The organism is Reyranella sp. (assembly GCF_052439685.1).
Lineage (GTDB): Bacteria > Pseudomonadota > Alphaproteobacteria > Reyranellales > Reyranellaceae > Reyranella.
In genome coordinates, this window is the sequence record NZ_JBQVQG010000049.1 from 1 (window position 1) to 17729 (window position 17729).

General features: G+C 65.0%; 18 protein-coding genes. 9 read left to right on the top strand and 9 right to left on the bottom strand.

Annotation, left to right across the window (positions count from 1 at the left end):
* Nucleotides 1-194: 194 nt before the first annotated feature.
* From ACT6UX_RS29395 to ACT6UX_RS29430, 8 genes are read right to left on the bottom strand one after another with little or no spacing between them, the layout of a single operon-like run.
* Nucleotides 195-1502, bottom strand: coding sequence for an NtaA/DmoA family FMN-dependent monooxygenase (locus ACT6UX_RS29395; protein WP_444778700.1), 1308 nt, complete (start codon nt 1500-1502; stop codon nt 195-197).
* Nucleotides 1495-2469: an ABC transporter ATP-binding protein gene (locus tag ACT6UX_RS29400; RefSeq protein ID WP_444778701.1), complete on the bottom strand. Its 975-nt coding sequence runs from the start codon at nt 2467-2469 to the stop codon at nt 1495-1497. Before ACT6UX_RS29400 ends, ACT6UX_RS29395 begins: the two co-directional genes overlap by 8 nt.
* The gene (locus ACT6UX_RS29405; protein WP_444778702.1) at nt 2466-3452 is read right to left on the bottom strand and encodes an ABC transporter ATP-binding protein; all 987 of its coding nucleotides are present in this window, start codon (nt 3450-3452) and stop codon (nt 2466-2468) included. Before ACT6UX_RS29405 ends, ACT6UX_RS29400 begins: the two co-directional genes overlap by 4 nt.
* Nucleotides 3449-4360, bottom strand: a complete 912-nt coding sequence (locus ACT6UX_RS29410) for an ABC transporter permease (protein ID WP_444778703.1) — start codon at nt 4358-4360, stop codon at nt 3449-3451. The genes ACT6UX_RS29405 and ACT6UX_RS29410 overlap by 4 nt, the downstream gene beginning before the upstream one ends.
* Nucleotides 4360-5310 (bottom strand): ABC transporter permease, encoded by a 951-nt coding sequence (locus ACT6UX_RS29415; RefSeq protein WP_444778704.1) that lies wholly within the window; start codon nt 5308-5310, stop codon nt 4360-4362. The genes ACT6UX_RS29410 and ACT6UX_RS29415 overlap by 1 nt, the downstream gene beginning before the upstream one ends.
* Nucleotides 5311-5335: 25 nt before the next feature.
* A complete protein-coding gene (locus tag ACT6UX_RS29420; RefSeq protein ID WP_444778705.1) occupies nt 5336-6895 on the bottom strand; it encodes an ABC transporter substrate-binding protein in 1560 nt (519 codons plus the stop codon).
* Nucleotides 6896-6933: 38 nt separating this feature from the next.
* Nucleotides 6934-7962: a glutamate cyclase domain-containing protein gene (locus ACT6UX_RS29425; RefSeq protein WP_444778706.1), complete on the bottom strand. Its 1029-nt coding sequence runs from the start codon at nt 7960-7962 to the stop codon at nt 6934-6936.
* A 35-nt stretch (nt 7963-7997) separates the two neighbouring features.
* A complete protein-coding gene (locus ACT6UX_RS29430) occupies nt 7998-9017 on the bottom strand; it encodes a glutamate cyclase domain-containing protein (protein WP_444778707.1) in 1020 nt (339 codons plus the stop codon).
* A 127-nt stretch (nt 9018-9144) separates the two neighbouring features.
* Between ACT6UX_RS29430 and ACT6UX_RS29435 the strand changes: the two genes are divergently transcribed.
* From ACT6UX_RS29435 to ACT6UX_RS29460, 6 genes are read left to right on the top strand one after another with little or no spacing between them, the layout of a single operon-like run.
* A complete protein-coding gene (locus tag ACT6UX_RS29435; RefSeq protein WP_444778708.1) occupies nt 9145-10140 on the top strand; it encodes a LysR family transcriptional regulator in 996 nt (331 codons plus the stop codon).
* On the top strand, nt 10137-10853 hold the full coding sequence (locus ACT6UX_RS29440) for a DUF1028 domain-containing protein (protein ID WP_444778709.1): 717 nt from the start codon (nt 10137-10139) through the stop codon (nt 10851-10853). Before ACT6UX_RS29435 ends, ACT6UX_RS29440 begins: the two co-directional genes overlap by 4 nt.
* Nucleotides 10850-11569, top strand: coding sequence for a DUF1028 domain-containing protein (locus tag ACT6UX_RS29445; protein WP_444778710.1), 720 nt, complete (start codon nt 10850-10852; stop codon nt 11567-11569). Before ACT6UX_RS29440 ends, ACT6UX_RS29445 begins: the two co-directional genes overlap by 4 nt.
* Entirely contained in the window at nt 11566-12267 is a 702-nt protein-coding gene (locus ACT6UX_RS29450; RefSeq protein WP_444778711.1) for a DUF1028 domain-containing protein, read from the top strand. Before ACT6UX_RS29445 ends, ACT6UX_RS29450 begins: the two co-directional genes overlap by 4 nt.
* 3 nt (nt 12268-12270) lie before the next feature.
* On the top strand, nt 12271-12981 hold the full coding sequence (locus tag ACT6UX_RS29455; protein WP_444778712.1) for a DUF1028 domain-containing protein: 711 nt from the start codon (nt 12271-12273) through the stop codon (nt 12979-12981).
* A gap of 2 nt (nt 12982-12983) precedes the next feature.
* Nucleotides 12984-14294: an NtaA/DmoA family FMN-dependent monooxygenase gene (locus ACT6UX_RS29460; protein WP_444778713.1), complete on the top strand. Its 1311-nt coding sequence runs from the start codon at nt 12984-12986 to the stop codon at nt 14292-14294.
* Between the two features lie 102 nt (nt 14295-14396).
* Here the strand turns inward: ACT6UX_RS29460 and ACT6UX_RS29465 are convergent, their stop codons facing one another.
* Nucleotides 14397-15593, bottom strand: coding sequence for an iron-containing alcohol dehydrogenase (locus ACT6UX_RS29465; RefSeq protein WP_444778714.1), 1197 nt, complete (start codon nt 15591-15593; stop codon nt 14397-14399).
* A 145-nt stretch (nt 15594-15738) separates the two neighbouring features.
* On the opposite strand from ACT6UX_RS29465, the gene ACT6UX_RS29470 reads away from it, so the two are divergent.
* Genes ACT6UX_RS29470 through ACT6UX_RS29480 form a run of 3 tightly spaced genes read left to right on the top strand, consistent with a single transcriptional unit; the run spans nt 15739 to nt 17632 of the window.
* On the top strand, nt 15739-16449 hold the full coding sequence (locus tag ACT6UX_RS29470; RefSeq protein WP_444778715.1) for a substrate-binding domain-containing protein: 711 nt from the start codon (nt 15739-15741) through the stop codon (nt 16447-16449).
* Between the two features lie 35 nt (nt 16450-16484).
* Nucleotides 16485-17147 carry an aspartate/glutamate racemase family protein gene (locus ACT6UX_RS29475; protein ID WP_444778716.1) on the top strand — a complete coding sequence of 221 codons (663 nt, stop codon included), beginning with the start codon at nt 16485-16487 and terminating at the stop codon, nt 17145-17147.
* Between the two features lie 14 nt (nt 17148-17161).
* Nucleotides 17162-17632, top strand: coding sequence for a MaoC family dehydratase (locus tag ACT6UX_RS29480; protein WP_444778717.1), 471 nt, complete (start codon nt 17162-17164; stop codon nt 17630-17632).
* Nucleotides 17633-17729: the final 97 nt, after the last annotated feature.

Sequence of the window (17729 nt, forward strand, 5' to 3'; positions counted from 1 at the left end):
CCTTCACCCCGCCGCTCATCATCACCGAGGAGCAGATCGGCGAGATGTGCAAGCGCTTCAAGCTCGCGCTCGACGACACGAAGAAGGACCTCGGTATCTAGTCGAGCGGCGCCCCTGACACACACTCGGCCGACGCCCGGGGAGTGGCCTTCAGTCTAGCTTCGCCACTCCCCGAACGACAAAAGGTACGAGGGTCAGAATTCCAGCAGGTTGTCGCGCAGGTGCTTGTGCGCATAGGCCTTGCGGGTCAGGCCCTGGCGCTGCAGCTCCGGCACCAGCCCGTCGCAGACCTCCATCACGCCGCGACGGTCGATGGGGGTATCGGAAATCAGGAAGCCGTCGCCACCCACTTCCTCCATGACCTCCCGCATGACGCCCGCCACGTGCTCGGGCGTACCGGTATAGTCGAGGCTGCCCTTGCTGGCGTAACCGCGCACGATCTCCCGCAGGGGCTTGCCGAGCCAGCGGGCAAGGGAGGACTGGTGGCCGTTGGTCTTCAGGTCCATCGGCAGATTTTCGTCGAGATCGAACTTGGAGAAGTCGATGCCGGTCAGCCGCGACATGCCGGCGAGCTGCATGTCGACGTACTTCAGCGAGTCCTCCTGTTGCAGCCGCCGCCGCTCGCGCGCCGCTTCCATTGTCGTGTCGACGATCGGAGAGCACAGGAACAGGAGCTTGATGTCGTCGGGATTGCGCCCCATGGCGGCGGCGTTGGTGCGCACCTCCTCGCGATAGGCCTTCATCTTCTCGATGTTGGCGCCTTCCGTGATGATGGTGTCGGCCCACTTCGACGCGAACATCTTGCCCGCGGCGGAGCCGCCCGCTTGCACGATCGGCACGCGCCCCTGGGGGGAACGCGGCGCGTTGATCGGGCCGCGCACCTTGAAGTACTTGCCCTCGTGATTGATCGGCCGGACCTTCTTGCCGTCGGCGAACATCGGCGTGACGGGGTCGAGCACCACAGCGTCCGCGTCCCACGCTTCCCACAGCCTGGTCACGACGTCGGCGAATTCGTCGGCCACCTCGTAGCGCTCATCGTGTGGCCGGTGCTTCTCATTGCCGTAGTTCTGCGCGGTGCCGTCATTGCTTCCCGTCACGCAGTTCCAGCCGATACGGCCCTCGGTGACATGGTCGAGCGAATTGATGAGGCGCGCCGCGAGATAGGGCGGGTATTCGGAGATCGAAAGCGTCGGGACGAGGCCGAGATGCGTGGTGTGCTGTGCCAGGTACGGCACGAGGACCGGCGGATCGAGCTTGGGCGTGCCCTGGGCATACTGCAGGTAGGTGTCGTGATTGCCCTTGTAGGTATAGGGAACGTTCGAGGAGTCCTCGATGATCATGTAATCGAAGCAGGCGCGTTCCATCCCCTTGGCAAGGTCGATGAAGATATCGGGCATCATCCAGCGCTGGACGTCGGAGGCACTGCCGGCCCACATCGAGCGCCAGTTCTTGGACGCAAAGCTCTGGCCCAGGAACCAGGCGAGATGAAACGGCTTAGACATGCGGGTTTACTCCTGTGAGACGGATGCATTTGGCCCAGTGACCGTCGCCCAGCGGATACTGCGGCGGGTCTACGGCGGCGCACTCGGGGACGGCGACGGGGCAGCGCGTACGGAAGCGGCAGCCTGACGGCGGGTCGGCCGGATTGGGCAGGTCGCCCTTCAGGATGATGCGCTGACGGTGGGTTTCGACGTCGGGATCCGGCACCGGCACCGCCGACATCAGCGACTTTGTGTAGGGATGCGCCGGTGCGCCGTAAATTTCGGTCTTGCCGGCCATCTCGACGATCTTGCCGAGATACATCACGGCCACCTGGTCGCTGATGTGCCGGACGACACTGAGATCGTGACTGATGAAGATGTAGGTGAGGCCGAGGCTCTCCTGCAGATCCTGCAGCAGGTTCACGATCTGCGCCTGGATCGAGACGTCGAGAGCCGACACCGGCTCGTCGCAGATGATCAGCTCGGGCTCGACCGCGAGGGCGCGGCAGATCGCAACCCGCTGGGCCTGGCCGCCGCTGAGCTCGTGCGGGTAGCGTTCGAAGAACGATCCCGAGAGACCGACCATGTCGAGCAGCTCGCGGATGCGGCGCGCGCGCGCGGCGCCCCGGAACAGGCCATGGATGTCGAGTGCCTCGCCCACGAGATCGCCGATCGGCATGCGCGGATTGAGCGAGGCGTGCGCGTCCTGGAAGATGATCTGCAGCTTCCGCCGCATCCGGCGCAGGTCACGTCGGCCCAGCTGGCGGAGATCCGTCCCGTCGAACAGCACCCGGCCCGAGGTCGCGCGCACGAGCTGCAGGATCGCATAACCGGTCGTCGACTTGCCGCAGCCCGACTCGCCCACGAGGCCCAGCGTTCGGCCCTTCTCGACCTTGAACGAGACGCCGTCGACGGCCTTCACGGTGCCCGGTGCGTCGGGTCGGCCGAAATGGACATCGAGGTCTTCGACTTCGAGCAGCGTACTCATGGCGCCCGATCTCCAGGCTTGAGATCCGCGAGGCAGCGGGCCCAGTGATCACTGCCGAAATCGCGGCGCTCCGGTGACACAGTCTGGCAGGCGGGAATGGAAACCCGGCAGCGCGGCAGGAACGGACAGAGCGGGATTGGTTCGATCAGGCTGGGCGGCATACCCTCGATGGGAGTGAGGCGGCGCACGCCCGTGCCGTCGACCCTCGGCGTCGAGCCCATCAGACCGAGCGTGTAGCCGTGACTCGGGCGATGGAACAGTTCGCGGATCGGCCCGGATTCGACCACGTTGCCCGCGTACATGACGTTGACCTTGTCGCACAGGCCCGCGACGACGCCGAGATCGTGGCTGATCCAGATCACCGAGGTGCCGCGCTCGCGCGTCAGGCGCTTCACGAGGTCGACGATCTGCGCCTGGATGGTGACGTCGAGCGCCGTCGTCGCCTCGTCGGCGATCAACAGGCGTGGATTGCAGGACAGCGCGATGGCGATCATCACCCTCTGGCGCATGCCGCCGGAGAACTGGTGCGGATAGGCGCCCAGACGCTTTTCCGCCGAGGGAATTCCCACTGTCTCGAGCAGCTCGATCGCCCGGCGTTTCGCGGCGGAACCGTCGAGCTTCTGGTGCCGGCGCAGCACTTCGGTCATCTGCCGGCCGATGGTGAGCACAGGATTGAGCGAGCGCATGGGATCCTGGAAGATCATCGCCATGCTCGAGCCGCGCTCCTCGCGCATCTCGGCTTCGCTGAGAGCCAGCAGTTCGCGGCCGTCGAAGGCCAGGCTGTCGGCGGAGATGCTTCCGGGCGGCTCGGGCACGAGGCGCATGATCGAGAGCGCCGTCACGCTCTTGCCGCTGCCGCTTTCGCCCACCAGCCCCAGAATTTCACCCTCTTCGAGATCGAACGACACGCCATTGACCGCGCGCACGTCGCCGCGATCGGTGGCGAAGCGGGTGTGGAGGTTGCGGACGCGCAACAGGCTCATGCGTCGGCTCCCACGCTGCGGCGCGTGCGCCAGGCGCGCGGGTCGAGCGCATCGCGCAGACCGTCGCCCATGAAGTTGATGCTGAGGACGCAGACCGCGATGATCGAGGTCGGCGCCAGGAACATCCACGGCGCGTCGGCCAAGAAGCGACGGGCCTCGCTCATGTCGCGGCCCCAGCTGGGCGCCGGGGGCTGAGTGCCGAAGCCCAGGAAGCTGAGCGATGCCTCCGACACGACGGCGGCCGCGAAGACGACGGTGAGCTGGACGACGATCGGCGATACCATGTTGCGCAACAGGTGCGAGAGCACGATGCGCAGCGGACTGGCGCCCAGCGCACGGGCGGCGGTCACATAGACGTCTTCACGGACGGCCAGGGTGCTGCCGCGGACCATGCGCGCCAGGATCGGCGCCTGCACCAGCCCGAGCGCCAGCATCACGTTCTTGATGTCCGGTCCGAGCAGGCCGACCAGCGCCACCGCCAGCAGCAGGGGCGGGAAGGTGAGGAAGGCGTCGACCAGCCGCATCAACGCATTGTCGACCTTGCCGCCGAAATAGCCCGACGCAAGGCCAAGCGGCACGCCCAGCATGAAGGCGAAGCCGACGACCAGCAGGCCGACCGAGAGGGAAGTCCGTCCGCCCCACAGCATGCGCGAGAAGACATCGCGGCCGAAATGATCCGTGCCCATCAGGTGCTCGAACGACGGCGGCTTCAGCTTCATCGAGAGTTTGATCTGGATCGGATCGTAGGGAGCGACCCAGGGCGCAAAGGCGGCCGCGAAGCAGATCGCGAACAGGATGACAAAGCCGACGGTGGCGGCGCGGTTGCGCGGGAACTGCTGGACGGCCAGCGCCAGCGAGCCGCGGAATTGCAGGGGAAGGGTGCGCGTGTTGGTCATCTTGGTCGGCATCAGTACCGGATGCGCGGATCGAGCAGCGCGTACATCATGTCCGCGAGGATGTTCATCAGCAGGAAGAAGACCGCGATCACCAGCGTGAAGCCCTGGATCACCGGGAAGTCCCGGTTGACCACGGCGTTCAGCACCGCCGATCCCATACCGGGCACCGCGAAGATGTATTCGATCGTCACCTGGACTCCGATCATGTAGCCGAACTGGACGGCGGCCATGGTGACGAAAGGGATCATCGCGTTCTTGAGGGCATGGACGATCACGATGGTGGACGGCAGCAGGCCTTTGGCCCGTGCGGTGCGCATATAGTCCTGCGACAGCACGTCGATCATGCTGGAGCGCAGCAGGCGTGTCAGCATCGCGGTCTGCAGGGAGCCGAGTGCGACGGCGGGAATGATGAAGGGACTGTAGTGCTTCCACAGTCCGCCCTGCTCGGCCTCGGACGAACCGATACCCGTGATCGGCAGCCAGTCGAGTTTGATCGAGAAGACATAGATCAGGATCAAGGCCAGGCCGAAGTTTGGCAGCGCAAAGCCCATCACCGTGTAGCCGGTGCAGAAGTAATCGATCCAGCTGTTGCGCCGGAGTGCCGCGATCACGCCGAGCGGAATGGAGACCACCAGCGCGAACAGCATGCCGGCGAAGGCGAGCTGCAGGCTGATCGGCAGCCGCTCCGCGATCAGCGTGGTGACCGGATCGTTGAGACGCATCGAGCGGCCGAGATCGCCTGTCAGGACCTTGCCGATCCACAGCCCGTACTGCTCGGGCAGGGTGCGGTCGAGGTTGAACTCCTCGCGCATCGCCTTCGCCGCCTCGGGCGAAGTCTGCATGCCGAGCATGATCGTCACCGGATCGCCCGGCGTCGCGCGCGTGATGGCGAATGTCATCAGCGACACGACCAGCAGGACCAGCGGCACCTGGATCAGGCGACGCCCCAGATACGACCACATCAGCCGAGACTATCGCTTGAGCGGATCAAGACCATGAAACCGTGTCGAGTTTCTCGGTATATTCCTGCGGCGCCGGTTCGAAGCCGATCAGCTTGCTGTTGTAGATCTGAATGTTGTTCGAGTTGCAGTGATAGATGATCGGGCATTCCTCGAGCGTCGTGTCGACGATCTTGTGATACATGGCCTCGCGCTTGGCCGAATCGAGCTCGCTGCGCGCGCCGTCGAGCATCGCGTCCATCGACGGCACTTCGTAGGCCGATGCATTGCCCTTGCTGTGCAGGAACCACCAGGACGTCGCGTCGGGGTCCGGCGCGACCAGGGTGATGTCCTCGAGATGCTGCTCGAATTTCTTGTTGAGCCACAGGCTGTTGAATCCGCCCATGTCCATGTTCTTGATCTTGTAGGTGATGCCGATCTGGCTGACCATCGCGGCCACGAGTTCGAGCTCCTTGCGCAGCCAGTCCTTGTCGGAGGTGATGACCTCGACCTCGTAGCCCTTCACGCCGGCCTGGGCCATCAGCTCCTTCGCCTTCTTGAGGTCGCCGTTCTTCGGGTACTTCAGCATCGGCTGACGATGGGCCATGTAGCCGGCCGGAATCTGGTTATCCGTGGCGATCGCCTCGCCGTAGTAGATCTCGTTCACGATCGCCTCGCGGTCGATCGCGTAGGAGATCGCCTGGCGCACCAACTTGTTCTGATAGGGCGCGTCCGGCTTGGCCTTGAGGTTGAACTGCTGGTAGTCCCATGCCCAGCCCGGCGTCGACTTGATCGTGTACTTGGCCTCCTTGCGCAGGGCCTTCATGTCCTTGGGATCGGGATGGGTCACGAAGTCCAGTTCACCCTTCTGCAGCGCCTGCAGGCGGGTGGTGGAGTCGGGGATGGCGCGATAGACGACCCTGTCGAGCTTGGGGAAGCCCGGGCGCCAGTAGTCGGGATTCTTCGCCAGGACGATCTCTGTGCCCTTCTTGCTCTCGATCTGGAAGGGGCCGTTGCCGACGGGCGTGGCGCTATAGGCGTCGTTGCCCATCTCCTTGTGCGCCTTTGCCGAGATGATCGTGCCGCCGTAGCCCATGGTGACGCCGGGGAAGGCGCCGAACGGCTGCTTGGTCTTCATCTCGACCACGTACTTGCCGTCGCTCTTCACCGTGTCGATCGGGAACAGCGCCGTTCCCATCTGGAAGCTCTTCGACGACATGTGAAACTGGAAGGTGTAGACCACGTCTTCGGCGGTGAACTCGCCAAAGCCCTTCTGCCACTTCACGCCTTCGCGAATCTTGATGCGCCAGGTCAGCGGGTCGGGATTGCTCCACTCCAGTGCCATCAAAGGTTCGACTGCGCGGTCCTTGAAGTTGATCTTCACCAGCCCGTCGAACACGTTGTACATGACCAGGCTGCCCTGGATGTCCGAGCGAATCACGGGGCTGAGATTGCCGAACTCGCCGCCCCATGTGCCGACACGGAGGTCGCGCCTGCCCTGTGCGAGGGCTGGCGCCCGTCCGGTCCCCAAAATCAGGCCTGTGCCGAGCGCGCCCGCTCCGAAGGCGCGACGACTAATGCCTCGGCCCGTTCCCTGGCCGCTCGTCATCCGGAATCCTTTGGTCATAGCCGCCCCCAATATTGAACTCAGAACCCGCGATCGTATTCCTTCAGCCCGTTCTCGATGATCTGATGAAGCATCGTGATCAACGCGGCCTGCATCTTGTCCGACGTGCCATCGACGTAGGGGATGAGGCGGGAATAGGCCCCGTCCATCGCGCCACCATCGACACTCGCCTGCACGATCCGGAGCTCCGTTGCTTCGTCGTGCAGGATCTCACGGTCCCCCAAGTGACCCGCCAACGCTGCTGCGATGCCGTAGGCACCCCAGTTCGAGACCGCGGCGAAGACCAGCACGTCACATTCAGTAACCGTGCCAACGCCGCCATGGCAGGGACAGCCGCAGTCCTTGCCGAACGGCTGTATCTCCGACACCGCTTCCTTGATGACACCGCAGCCGATCTCGTTGCCGCCATCGCCAATGCCGATCGTGGGAACGCCTGCCGTCTTCGCCTGCTCTGCCAGATGGTAGGCGCTGGCGATCTTGTCCGGCGTACGAGGCGTGCCCATGATCGAGTGGTAGATACCCTTGGTGTTGGGCCCGACCTTCTCGATGAACACCATGGCGGCCGGCTTGTACTTCTTGATGAGCGCGGCGGCGGCTTTCTTGCCCGCGGCATCGCCCAGCGGGAAGTTGATCGCCATGGCGCAGGAGCGGCGCTGCTTGAACAGTGCCTCGTCGTAGACGGCGAGGCCGGCTGCCTCGGTCGACTTGATGACCGCGGGCATGTTGCGCTCTTCGCTGATCAGGATCGGCTTGCCGCCGAGCCCGAACTCGATCGCCCGCGCGATCGCCGCTGCACCCGGCGGGCCGTCGGTCTCGCCGGCGGGCAGGCCGGGCGGTGTCCCCGCACCGGTGATGACGAACACGTTGTCGCCGGGCTTGATCGAGTCCTTCAGCAGCTTTGCCGCCAGCCAGGTGAGCGGCTTCTTCTGCTTCTTGCGAGCCGCCTCGTAGAGCGGATAGGTGACGCCGCGCGGCAGTCCGACGCGGAAGCGCATTTCGACATTGATGGCGCGGTCGATCGAATCGCCTACGATCTCGTCGATTGCCATGATTTACCTCTGCACGTTCAGTTGGAAGTTTTCGATCAGTGGGTCAGGCCCGCGTCGGGTGGCTCGAGATTCTTGCGCACGATGTTGGACAGGAACTGCATGCAGGCCATCGATGTCTCGCCGTCGAGCCCATCGACCAGGAACTCGGTCGTGCAGTACATCGCCTCGAGGCCGCCGGCGTCGAGGCAGGCCTGGACGATGCGCTTCTCCATATCTGGCGAATGAATGAGCTGCGGCTTCTTCAAGAGGTACGCGAGGCAGGCCTCGACGCCGTAGCAGCCCCAGTTCGACATCATCGCCGGGATCACGACGTCGGTCTTCACGACGGTGGCGAGCGCCTTGCCCTTGGGCATGGTCTCCACGACGGTGTCGTAGATCGTGCCGAAGCCCAGCTCGTTGCCATGATCGCCGATGCCCACCGAGAAGATCTTGCGCTTGTTGGCTTCGGTGACGACGCCGCCAATGTCGATGCAGCCCTGGAATTGGGAGTGCAGGCCCGTGAGCGGCAAGCCGGTCGCGGTGTGCACGTTGCCGTCGGCCCCGGCGCCGAGGCGTTCCGCGGCAACGACCGCCTTGGGCTGGTACTTCGCATAAATCTCGGAAATCCACGCGTCGATCTTCGACTGGTCATCCGGTGCGTTCTCGAGGGCGGCGCCGAGGTGACGATCGCGCGCCTGCTCGAACGGTTTCACCATCAGGCCGGCGGCTTCGCTGGACGCAACGATCGGATCGGCGTGGCAAGCCTCGTTCACGAAAACCGGAACGGCGCCGAGGCCACGGTAGAGGATGCGGGCGAGAGATGCGGCACCCGGCGGCCCGTCGCTCTCACCCTTGGGCATGGTGGGCTCGTAGCCCGCGCCGGTCATGATGAAGACGACGTCGCCCTTGCCGAGCACCTGCTGCAGGCCTTTGGCGGCGGCCATGGTGACCGGCCTGTCGCCCGCGGCCTTGCGCGCCGCGAGGTACATCGGCAGCAGGATGCCATGCGGCATGCCGTGATTCTTGGCTTCGATCGTGATCAACCGGTCGACGGCTTCCCCAACCATATCGAGCATAGCGGTGTCTCCTCGGTGCCCATATGCCAGACCGAATTGGGGGCGCGGCGGGTGATCGGACAAGCGCAATTTCAGCGTTGAAGTGATGCCGGTTCGGCATCAGGGTCGAGGCAGGAGAGACCAAGAAATGATCAATCAGCCTTTGCGCTCTTTTTCCGCGATTGCCCGGCTCGGATCGATACGGGAGGCCGCGGAGGAATTGCACATTGCCCAGTCCGCGCTCAGTCGACAGATCCAGAAACTAGAGGAAGAGCTGGGCGTTCCGCTGTTTCATCGCCATGCGCGCGGCGTAAAGCTCACCTCGGCGGGTGAGATCTTCCTGCGCCACGCCCAGACCAACCTGCGCCAGATCGAGAGGGTGCGCTCTGAAATTGACGCGCTGAAAGGGCTGCGCCGCGGCACCGTCAACATCCGCTCGATCGAATCGCTGGTCCCGCACCTGCTGCCGCGCGCGATGACCCGGTTCAGCCAGCGATATCCGGGCATCCAGTTCGAGATCACGATCGACGGTTCAGACCAGGTGGTGGCTGCCGTTCGTGAAGGCCGCACCGACATCGGTCTCGCCTTCTATCCGCCCGCCGAGGCCGAGCTGGAGACCGCGTTCAAGATGCGCGAGCCCCTGGTTGCGGTCATGTCGGCGCATCATCCACTCGCCGGCCGGCCTAAAGTCTCGCTGGCCGATTGTGCGGCCTATCCGATCGCCTTGCCGATGAAGCATACCGGCAGTCACATCCTGATCGAAGTGGCCTGCACCGCGGCGGGCATTCACATTTCGCCGACCCTGGAGACCAACGCGATCCAGCTGCGGGTCGAGTTCGTCAGGGTCAATCACGGCATCACTTTCCTCTCGCGCCTCTCGGCCTGGGACAGTCTTCGCTCGGGTGAACTGGTTGCCGTTCCGATCCGCGATCGGCTGGTGAACAATGCGACGATCGATGCGATCACGCATTCGGCCCGACAGCTGCCGGTGGCGGCCGAGGAATTCCTTCGTTTCCTTCAAGGCGAGTTCCAGGATCTCCACGAGATCGCCTACGCTCCCCTGAAGCGCGAGCCCGCGGCGGCTGGTTCGGCACGTTCCATGCGTACGGTGGTGAAGGCATCGACGGGAGACAGACGCTCATGACCTTCACTCTGCTCGCGCGCTGTCCGACGACCGGGCAGGTTGGCATCGGCATCGCGACCTACTCGATCACCGTGGGTCTCTACTGCACCGGTCTGCGCGGCAATACCGGCGCGACCATGACCCAGGCCTTCGTCAACCAGGACAACAATCCGCTGGCGCTCCGGCTGCTGGCGCAGGGGTTCGCGCCCGAGCACGTGCTGGCCGAACTGAAAGCCAACGATGCCAACCACGAATTCCGTCAGATCGCGGTGATTGACCGTCTGGGCCGGCTCGCGGCCTATAGCGGTTCGAAGAACCGCGGCTGGGCGGGCCACGTCACGGGCGACGGCTATGTCGCCATGGGCAACGTGCTGGCGGGCAGGCCGGTCATCGATGCCATGGCGAAGGCCTATGAAGGCGCGGCCGGGATCTCCTTCGAACGCCGGCTCCTCGCGGCGATCGAAGCGGGCCGCGATGCCGGCGGGCAGGTCGGCAACGACGGCCATCTCCCCGAAAGATCGGCTGCCGTGATGGTCTATGGCGACTACGATCATGCCGAGCTCGACCTGCGCGTCGATCTGCATGACGAAGCGGTCGCGGAGCTGCGCCGCGCCTTCGAGCAGTACGAGCTCTATCGCGGCTACTACAAGGAGCGAGCGCGGAATCCGAAGGATGCAATTCCGCAGTTCGCCTTCGCCCAGACGCTCGCCCAGGCGCAGGAGGCCACGCGATGACTTATTCTGTGATCGGGCGTTGCCGGCGCACGGGTCGTCTCGGCCTCGGCATCGCCACCTATTCGCTGGCCGTGGGCGGACGTTGCGAGGGCGTCGCGGCCAATGTGGGTGTCTGCAAGACGCAGGCGTTTCCCAACCGCACCAACGATCCGCTCGGCATCAAGCTCCTGGCGCAGGGCTACGGGCCCACGCGGGTGATGGAGATCTTCGCCGGTAACGACGCCGAGCACGGCTTCCGCCAGGTTGCGATCATGGACCGCGACGGCAGGGTCGCCGCCCATACCGGCCCCGGCTGCCGCGGCTGGGCGGGCCACAAGGAGGCAGCCGATTGCGTCGTGTTCGGCAACGGCCTGCTCGGTCCGCAGGTGCTCGACGCGATGGTCGCGGGTTTCCTCGTGAATCCCGACGATGCGCTGGAATATCGCCTGCTGCGCGCCATCGAAGGCGGCCGCGATGCCGGCGGCCAGGGGCCGGCCGACGCCCACCGCACCGAGCGTTCGGCCGCGATCAAGGTGGTGGACCGGCGCGATTTCCCCGATGTCGACGTCCGCGTCGACGTGCACGAAACGGCGGTCGACGAGTTGCGGCGCGTGCTGGAGGAATTCAAGCTCTACGAGGAATTCTATCGGGGCCGGGATACCGACCCGTCGAAAGCCATCCCGCAGGACGTTTTCGCAAAGCAGCTCGACGCCAGACGCGTCAAGGAGCCGGCATGACCTACACGATTCTCGGACGCTGCGCGAAGACCGGCCGACTCGGCATCGGCATCGCAACCTATTCGGTCACGGTGGGCCGCTACGCCCATTCGACCAGATCGAATGCCGGGGTCACGGTGAGCCAGGCCAATGCCAACGAGAACAACAACGCGATCGCGTTGCGCCTTCTTGCACAGGGTCTGGGCGCCCAGGCGGTGCTCGACCATCTCAAGGCCAACGACGCCTGGCACAGCTATCGCCAGATCGGCGTGATCGACCGCGACGGCGCGGTGGCGGCCTATACCGGTGCGAACGTGCGCGGCTGGGCGGGTGAAGTGACGGGCGAAAACTACGTCTCCACCGGCAACGGCTTGCGTGGCCAGCACGTCGCGGAAGCGATCGCCGAGGGGTTCCTCGCGGAACCCGAGGCCGACCTGGAACATCGCCTGCTGATGGCCCTGGAATATGGCCGCGACGCGGGCGGGCAGGGCAATGCGACGGCCCATCGGACGGAGCGGTCGGCTGCCCTTCAAGTCTCCTCGCGCCATATTCATCCGGATATCGACCTGCGCGTCGACCTGCACGACAAGGCGGTCGACGAGCTGCGGCGCGTCTGGACGGTCTACAAGCAGTACGAGGGCTACTACGCCGACCGCGGGCGCAACCCGCGCGGGGCGGTCGGGCAGGAGGCGTTCATGGCCTCGATGAAGGGAGCCTAGGCCATGACCTTCTCGATCATTGCACGCTGTCCCGACACCGGCCGCCTCGGCCTCGGCATCACCACCTTCTCGATCGCCGCCGGCGGTCGCTGCGAGGGCATCCGCTTCGGTGCGGGAGTCTGCAAGACGCAGGCCTACGTGAAGCGGGACAACGACCTGATCGCGCTCGAACTGCTCGAGCAGGGCATGACGCCAGCCGGCGTGATGGCCGCGCTCAAGGCCGACGATCCCGACCATGACTGGCGCCAGATCGCCATCATCGACCGCGAGGGCAGGACCTGCGCGCATACCGGTCCGGGCTGCCGGCCATGGGCGGGGCACCATGAGGGCGACGGCTTCGTGGCATTCGGCAATGTGCTGGCGGGACAGGAGGTGCTCGACGGTATCGTTGCGGGCTTTCTGGCCGATCCCGGCGCCGCGCTCGAATTCCGACTGCTGGCCGCACTCGAAGGCGGACGTGATGCCGGCGGACAGGTCGGCAACGATGGGCACCTCACCGAAAGGTCGGCCGCGATCTTCGTGGCGTCCGAGCCCGATCACTTCGACATCGACGTGCGCGTCGACCTCCATGACGATGCCGTTACTGAGCTGCGTCGTGTGCTCGAGGAATTCAAGATCTACGAGACGTTCTATCGCGATCGCGGCCATCGTCCGGACCTCGCCATGAGCCAGGTCGAGTTCGTCGCGAGCCTGGCGAAAAAGGCGGTCGCCTGAGCATGGCAAAGGATCATTTCCATCTCGCCTGGTTCCTGTCGCAGGGCTATGGCCCGAAGGCGTGGCGCTCGATGTGGCCCGGGACCGACTACGACAAGCATCGCTGGATGATGCCTGACATCTTCGTCGACCTGGCCAAGGGGCTTGAGCGCGGCTGCTTCGACTACATGATCATCGAGGACTCCTCGATGGTGCCCTATACCTACCAGGGCAGCCACGACACCTATCTCAAGTATGGCGCCAGCGCGCCCAAGCTGGATCCCGCCGTGCTGGTCCCCTGGCTGGCGATGGCGACCAAACATCTCGGCCTCGTGCCGACGCTCTCGACTTCGGAATATCCACCCTACCTGCTGGCGCGCCTCGTCAACTCGCTGGACCATGTCACCGAAGGTCGGATCGGCTGGAATTGCGTCACCGGCAGCAATGACGGCGCCGCCGAAAACTACGGTAATGCCGGCCAGCGGCCGCATGACGAGCGATACGACGTCGCCGGCGAATTCGCTGAGGTGGTCACGCGCTTGTGGGAGGCGTGGGATGAGGATGCGGTCGTGCTCGATCGTACCATTCCCATGTTCGCCGACGGCAAGAAGGTCCGTCCGATCAACCACGAGGGCAAGTACTTCAAGGTGCGCGGGCCGATCAACGCGCCGCGTTCACCTCAGGGAAGGGTGCCGATCTGCCAGGCCGGCGGCTCGGCGCGGGGCCAGGCCTTTGCGTCCCGATGGGCCGACACGATCATCACCAACGCCGTCACCGTCGAAGGCATGAAGAGCTTCCGCGAGGACATCCGCCGCCAGGCCGCGGGCTGGGGTCGCAATCCGGACGATATCAAGGTGCTGTTTCTCGCCTATCCGATCGTCGACACGACGATGGAGGCCGCCCGCGAACGCCGACGGCTCGAGCAGGAGGATTTCGGCAAGCATCTCGACCTGCAGCTGTCGGGCATGTCGCGCCTCACCAACATCGACTTCGCGCAATTCGATCCCGACGAGCCGCTGCCGGAGCATCTGCGGACCAACGGGCACCAGTCATCGCTTGCCAAGTGGATCGGCAAGACGCCGCGCTCGCTGGCAAGCGGGCTCAACAGCCGGCAGGGCATCGACCTGGTGGGCACGCCCGATCACGTCGCGGGCCTGATGCAGGAGATCATGCAGGAGGTGGGCGGCGACGGCTTCCTGCTGTTCAATGCTCACTTCGATCGCCGCTACATCATGGAAATCTGCGACGGCCTCGTGCCCGAACTGCAGCGCCGCGGCGCGACGCGTAAGGCTTATGCGCACAGGCACTTCCGCGACAATCTGATGGAATTCTAGCGTAGAGCGACGCGACGATCAGGCCCCGAGGCCCCGAGGCCTCGCGGCCCAGGGCCTCTCGGGCCGCCGCCTCTGTCCGGCGCGACCCTTTCTCCAGGCTATTCAGTAAGCGGCCTCCAGCAGCCGCTCTGCCGCGGCAATGCGTTCGCCATCCGAGCGGACGCCTGCGTTGGCATTGAAGTTCTTCACCGTCAGCCCTGCGATCAGGGGGATCGCCGATCGTGGGATGTTCAGCTCGCTGAGACGAACCGGCATTCCCACGCAGCGGTACAGTCGTTCCAGCTCATCGGCGATGACCGTCCTGATCGGCCCGGTGCTGCGACCGAGACCGAGGGCTTCGGCGACGACCTGTGCCGCGGCGGTGTCGTCATCTTGCGACAACCGGATCTTGGTGGCGTGGATGGTGGAGATCGACTCGCCCTGACCGACATGGGGGAACTGGACATGCAGGGCGGTGGAGACGGCGTAATCTCCACCAAAGGAAGAACTGGCGCCCATACGGGCTCCATCGTCCTCGGCCCGGTTCTGAAGGAATGCCGCTATGCAGAGATCGGCACGCGAGGCGGCATTGTCGCGATCCTGAGCAAGGGCCGAATAGGCGCGAAAGGCGAGACGGAAAGCCTGGAGGCGATCACCTTCGACCAGCGGATTGGATTCGGGAGCCGCGATCGCTCCCACGAGACCGGAGAAGACCGTGGTGGCGGTCGACCGGTGGGATGAAGACGGTGTCGTCATCAAGACATCGTCGTCCAGCAGGATTGCCTGCGGCCGGGTCTTGGGATCGAAGAACTCCATTCGATGATCCAGATCGGCATTCTTCAGTCCCGTTCCAGCGCGATTCATGGCGCTGGTGGGAGTCGTCGGGATGTTGACGATGGGGATCTTCGGTGCCGCCAGGCGCGGGCTGTAGGCCGGTTTGTCGGCCGGGTACTGCGTCATGAGCTCGAATGGATCGCGATCTTCTCCGAGGAAGATCGCGACCGCGCGCGTGGCGACCAGCACGCTTCCGCCCCCGACGGCGATGAGGAGATCGGCTTTGGCCTCGCGAGCGGCATCCCTGGCGGCGCAGACGTTCGGGTAGGGGCAATCCTTTTCGATCTGATCGAAGACGCCGGCGAAGGTCGGCCCCAGCGTCTTTTCGAGGCGGCGAACGATGTCGGTCCGCTTGTTGATGGACGGCGAGCAGATAACGAAGGGGCGCTTGGCGCCGGCGCGAGAAACGACTTCATTGAGATGTTTCTCGAGGACGTTCGATCCGCAGTGCAAACGCCAGCTAAAGCCCGAAGCACGAAAGCTCACTCGATTCCTCCTGATTTGTGGGATGTACGATCCATGAGGCCTTCATGCCCGTTCGCGGAGGCCGGCTCCAGATCAACTTTTGCCGCCGTCCCTCAGCGGCATCGCGGTATAGTGGCGACGTCCGTTGTGCGAGGAGTGAAGTCCAGTGGCATCGCCGTCGTCCGTTACCGTCATGAGCGGTCTCGCCCTCGAGGTCGCCGTCAATCGCTGGCTGAAGCCGGCCTTCGAGGCCGCATCGCCCTATCGCCTGGCAATCGACTGGCGTCCGACCACGGCCCTCATGAAGTCGATTGCCGAAGGACAGCGCGCCGACGTGATCATCGCCATCGACGGCGCCATGGACAGGCTCTGCGCCGACCGCATCGTGCGGCCCGAGACCCGCGTCTGTCTCGCCGATTCGATCCTGGGCGTCGGCGTCCGCGAGGGCGCGCCGAAACCCGACGTCTCGACGGTCGAAGCGTTCAAGCGGACGCTGGTCGGCGCTCGGGCGGTGGCTTACTCCCAGGCGGGTGCGAGCGGCATCTACTTCACCGGGCTGGTCGAGCGGCTGGGGATTGCCGCCGAGGTCCTCGCGCGCGCCGTCGCGATCCCGATGGGCTTCACCGGCGAGAAGGTCGCGAGCGGCGAGGCCGATATAGCGATCCAGCAGGTGAGCGAACTGATGTCGGTCCCCGGCGTCGCCGTCGCCGGTCCGTTCCCGCAGGAGGTCCAGACCGTCTCCACCTTCGATGCCGCCATCTTTGCCGATGCGGCGAACGCCGAGGGTGCCGCCGCATGGATGGCGCTGCTCGCCTCGCCCGAAGCGGCGAAGGCCTATGGCGATGGTGGCCTGGTCTCCCGTCTGAAGCACTCTTAATTCCTGAAAACGCAGTCCTTTCGAAAGACCGCCGCATGTCGAAGAAGCCCCGCATCGTCCTCCTGCACGGGACACCCGTCGCCATGGAACCCATCCAGCGCGCGTTCGCCACGCGGTGGCCCGAGGCCGAGCCTATCGACCTGCTTGACTCCTCTCTGTCGGTCGATCGCGCCAAGGACCACGACCTGACGCCGCGCATGTTCGAGCGCTTCGTCGAGCTCGGCAGCTACGCGCATCGCATCGGCGCCGAGGCGATCCTCGTCACCTGCTCGGCCTTCGGGCCGGCGATCGAGCGCATGGCAAAGGAACTGCCGGTGCCCGTGCTGAAGCCCAACGAGGCGATGTTCCGGGAGGCGATCGGCCGGGGCCGGCGGATCGGCATGCTCGCGACCTTCGCGCCATCGGTGCTGACCATGACGGAGGAGTTCGAGCAGTTCGTCGCCGAGGCGGGGGCTAAGGCGTCGCTCGAGACGATCGTCGTCGAGGGTGCCATGGACGCGCTGCGCAAGGGCGACGCCGACCGGCACAACGCGCTGATCGCCGCGCGGGCGCCCGAGCTCGCACACTGCGACGCGATCATGCTCGCGCATTTCTCGACGTCGCGGGCGCTGGCGGCCGTTACCGCCGCGGTCGCGACGCCCGTGCTCACCGCGCCCGATGCCGCGGTCGACCGCATCCGCGCCGCCATTAGCGGCTAATGAAGGAGGACATCATGGCAAAGCGAATCGTCGAGAGCCCGCAGGCGATGAAGGCGCTGGTCGGTCAGGAGCTGGGGGTCAGCGACTGGCTGGTGATGACGCAGGAGCGCATCAATACGTTCGCCGAAGCCAGCGGCGACCATCAGTGGATCCATGTCGATGTCGAGCGCTGCAAGACCGACATGCCGGATGGCAAGACCATCGCGCACGGCAATCTCACCTTCTCCGTGATCTCCACCTTCGCCCGCGATGTGCTGAAGATCGACAACATGCGGAACGGCATCAACTACGGCTCGAACAAGGTGCGCTACACCAGCCCCGTGCAGGTCGGTGCGCGCATTCGCGGCCGCCAGAAGCTGCTCGCCGCCGACGACATGCCCAACGGCGGCATTCGCATGACCTACCAATGGACCGTCGAGATCGAGGGCCAGGAGCGCCCGGCCTGTGTCGCCGAGACCATGAGCATCGCTTACGGCAAGGCGTAGAGTCTTCCGTCACTGAATTGAATCGATTCAATCCCTTGCATCATCCTGAGGAGCCGTGCGCAGCACGGCGTCTCGAAGGATGGACACAGGCACGGTG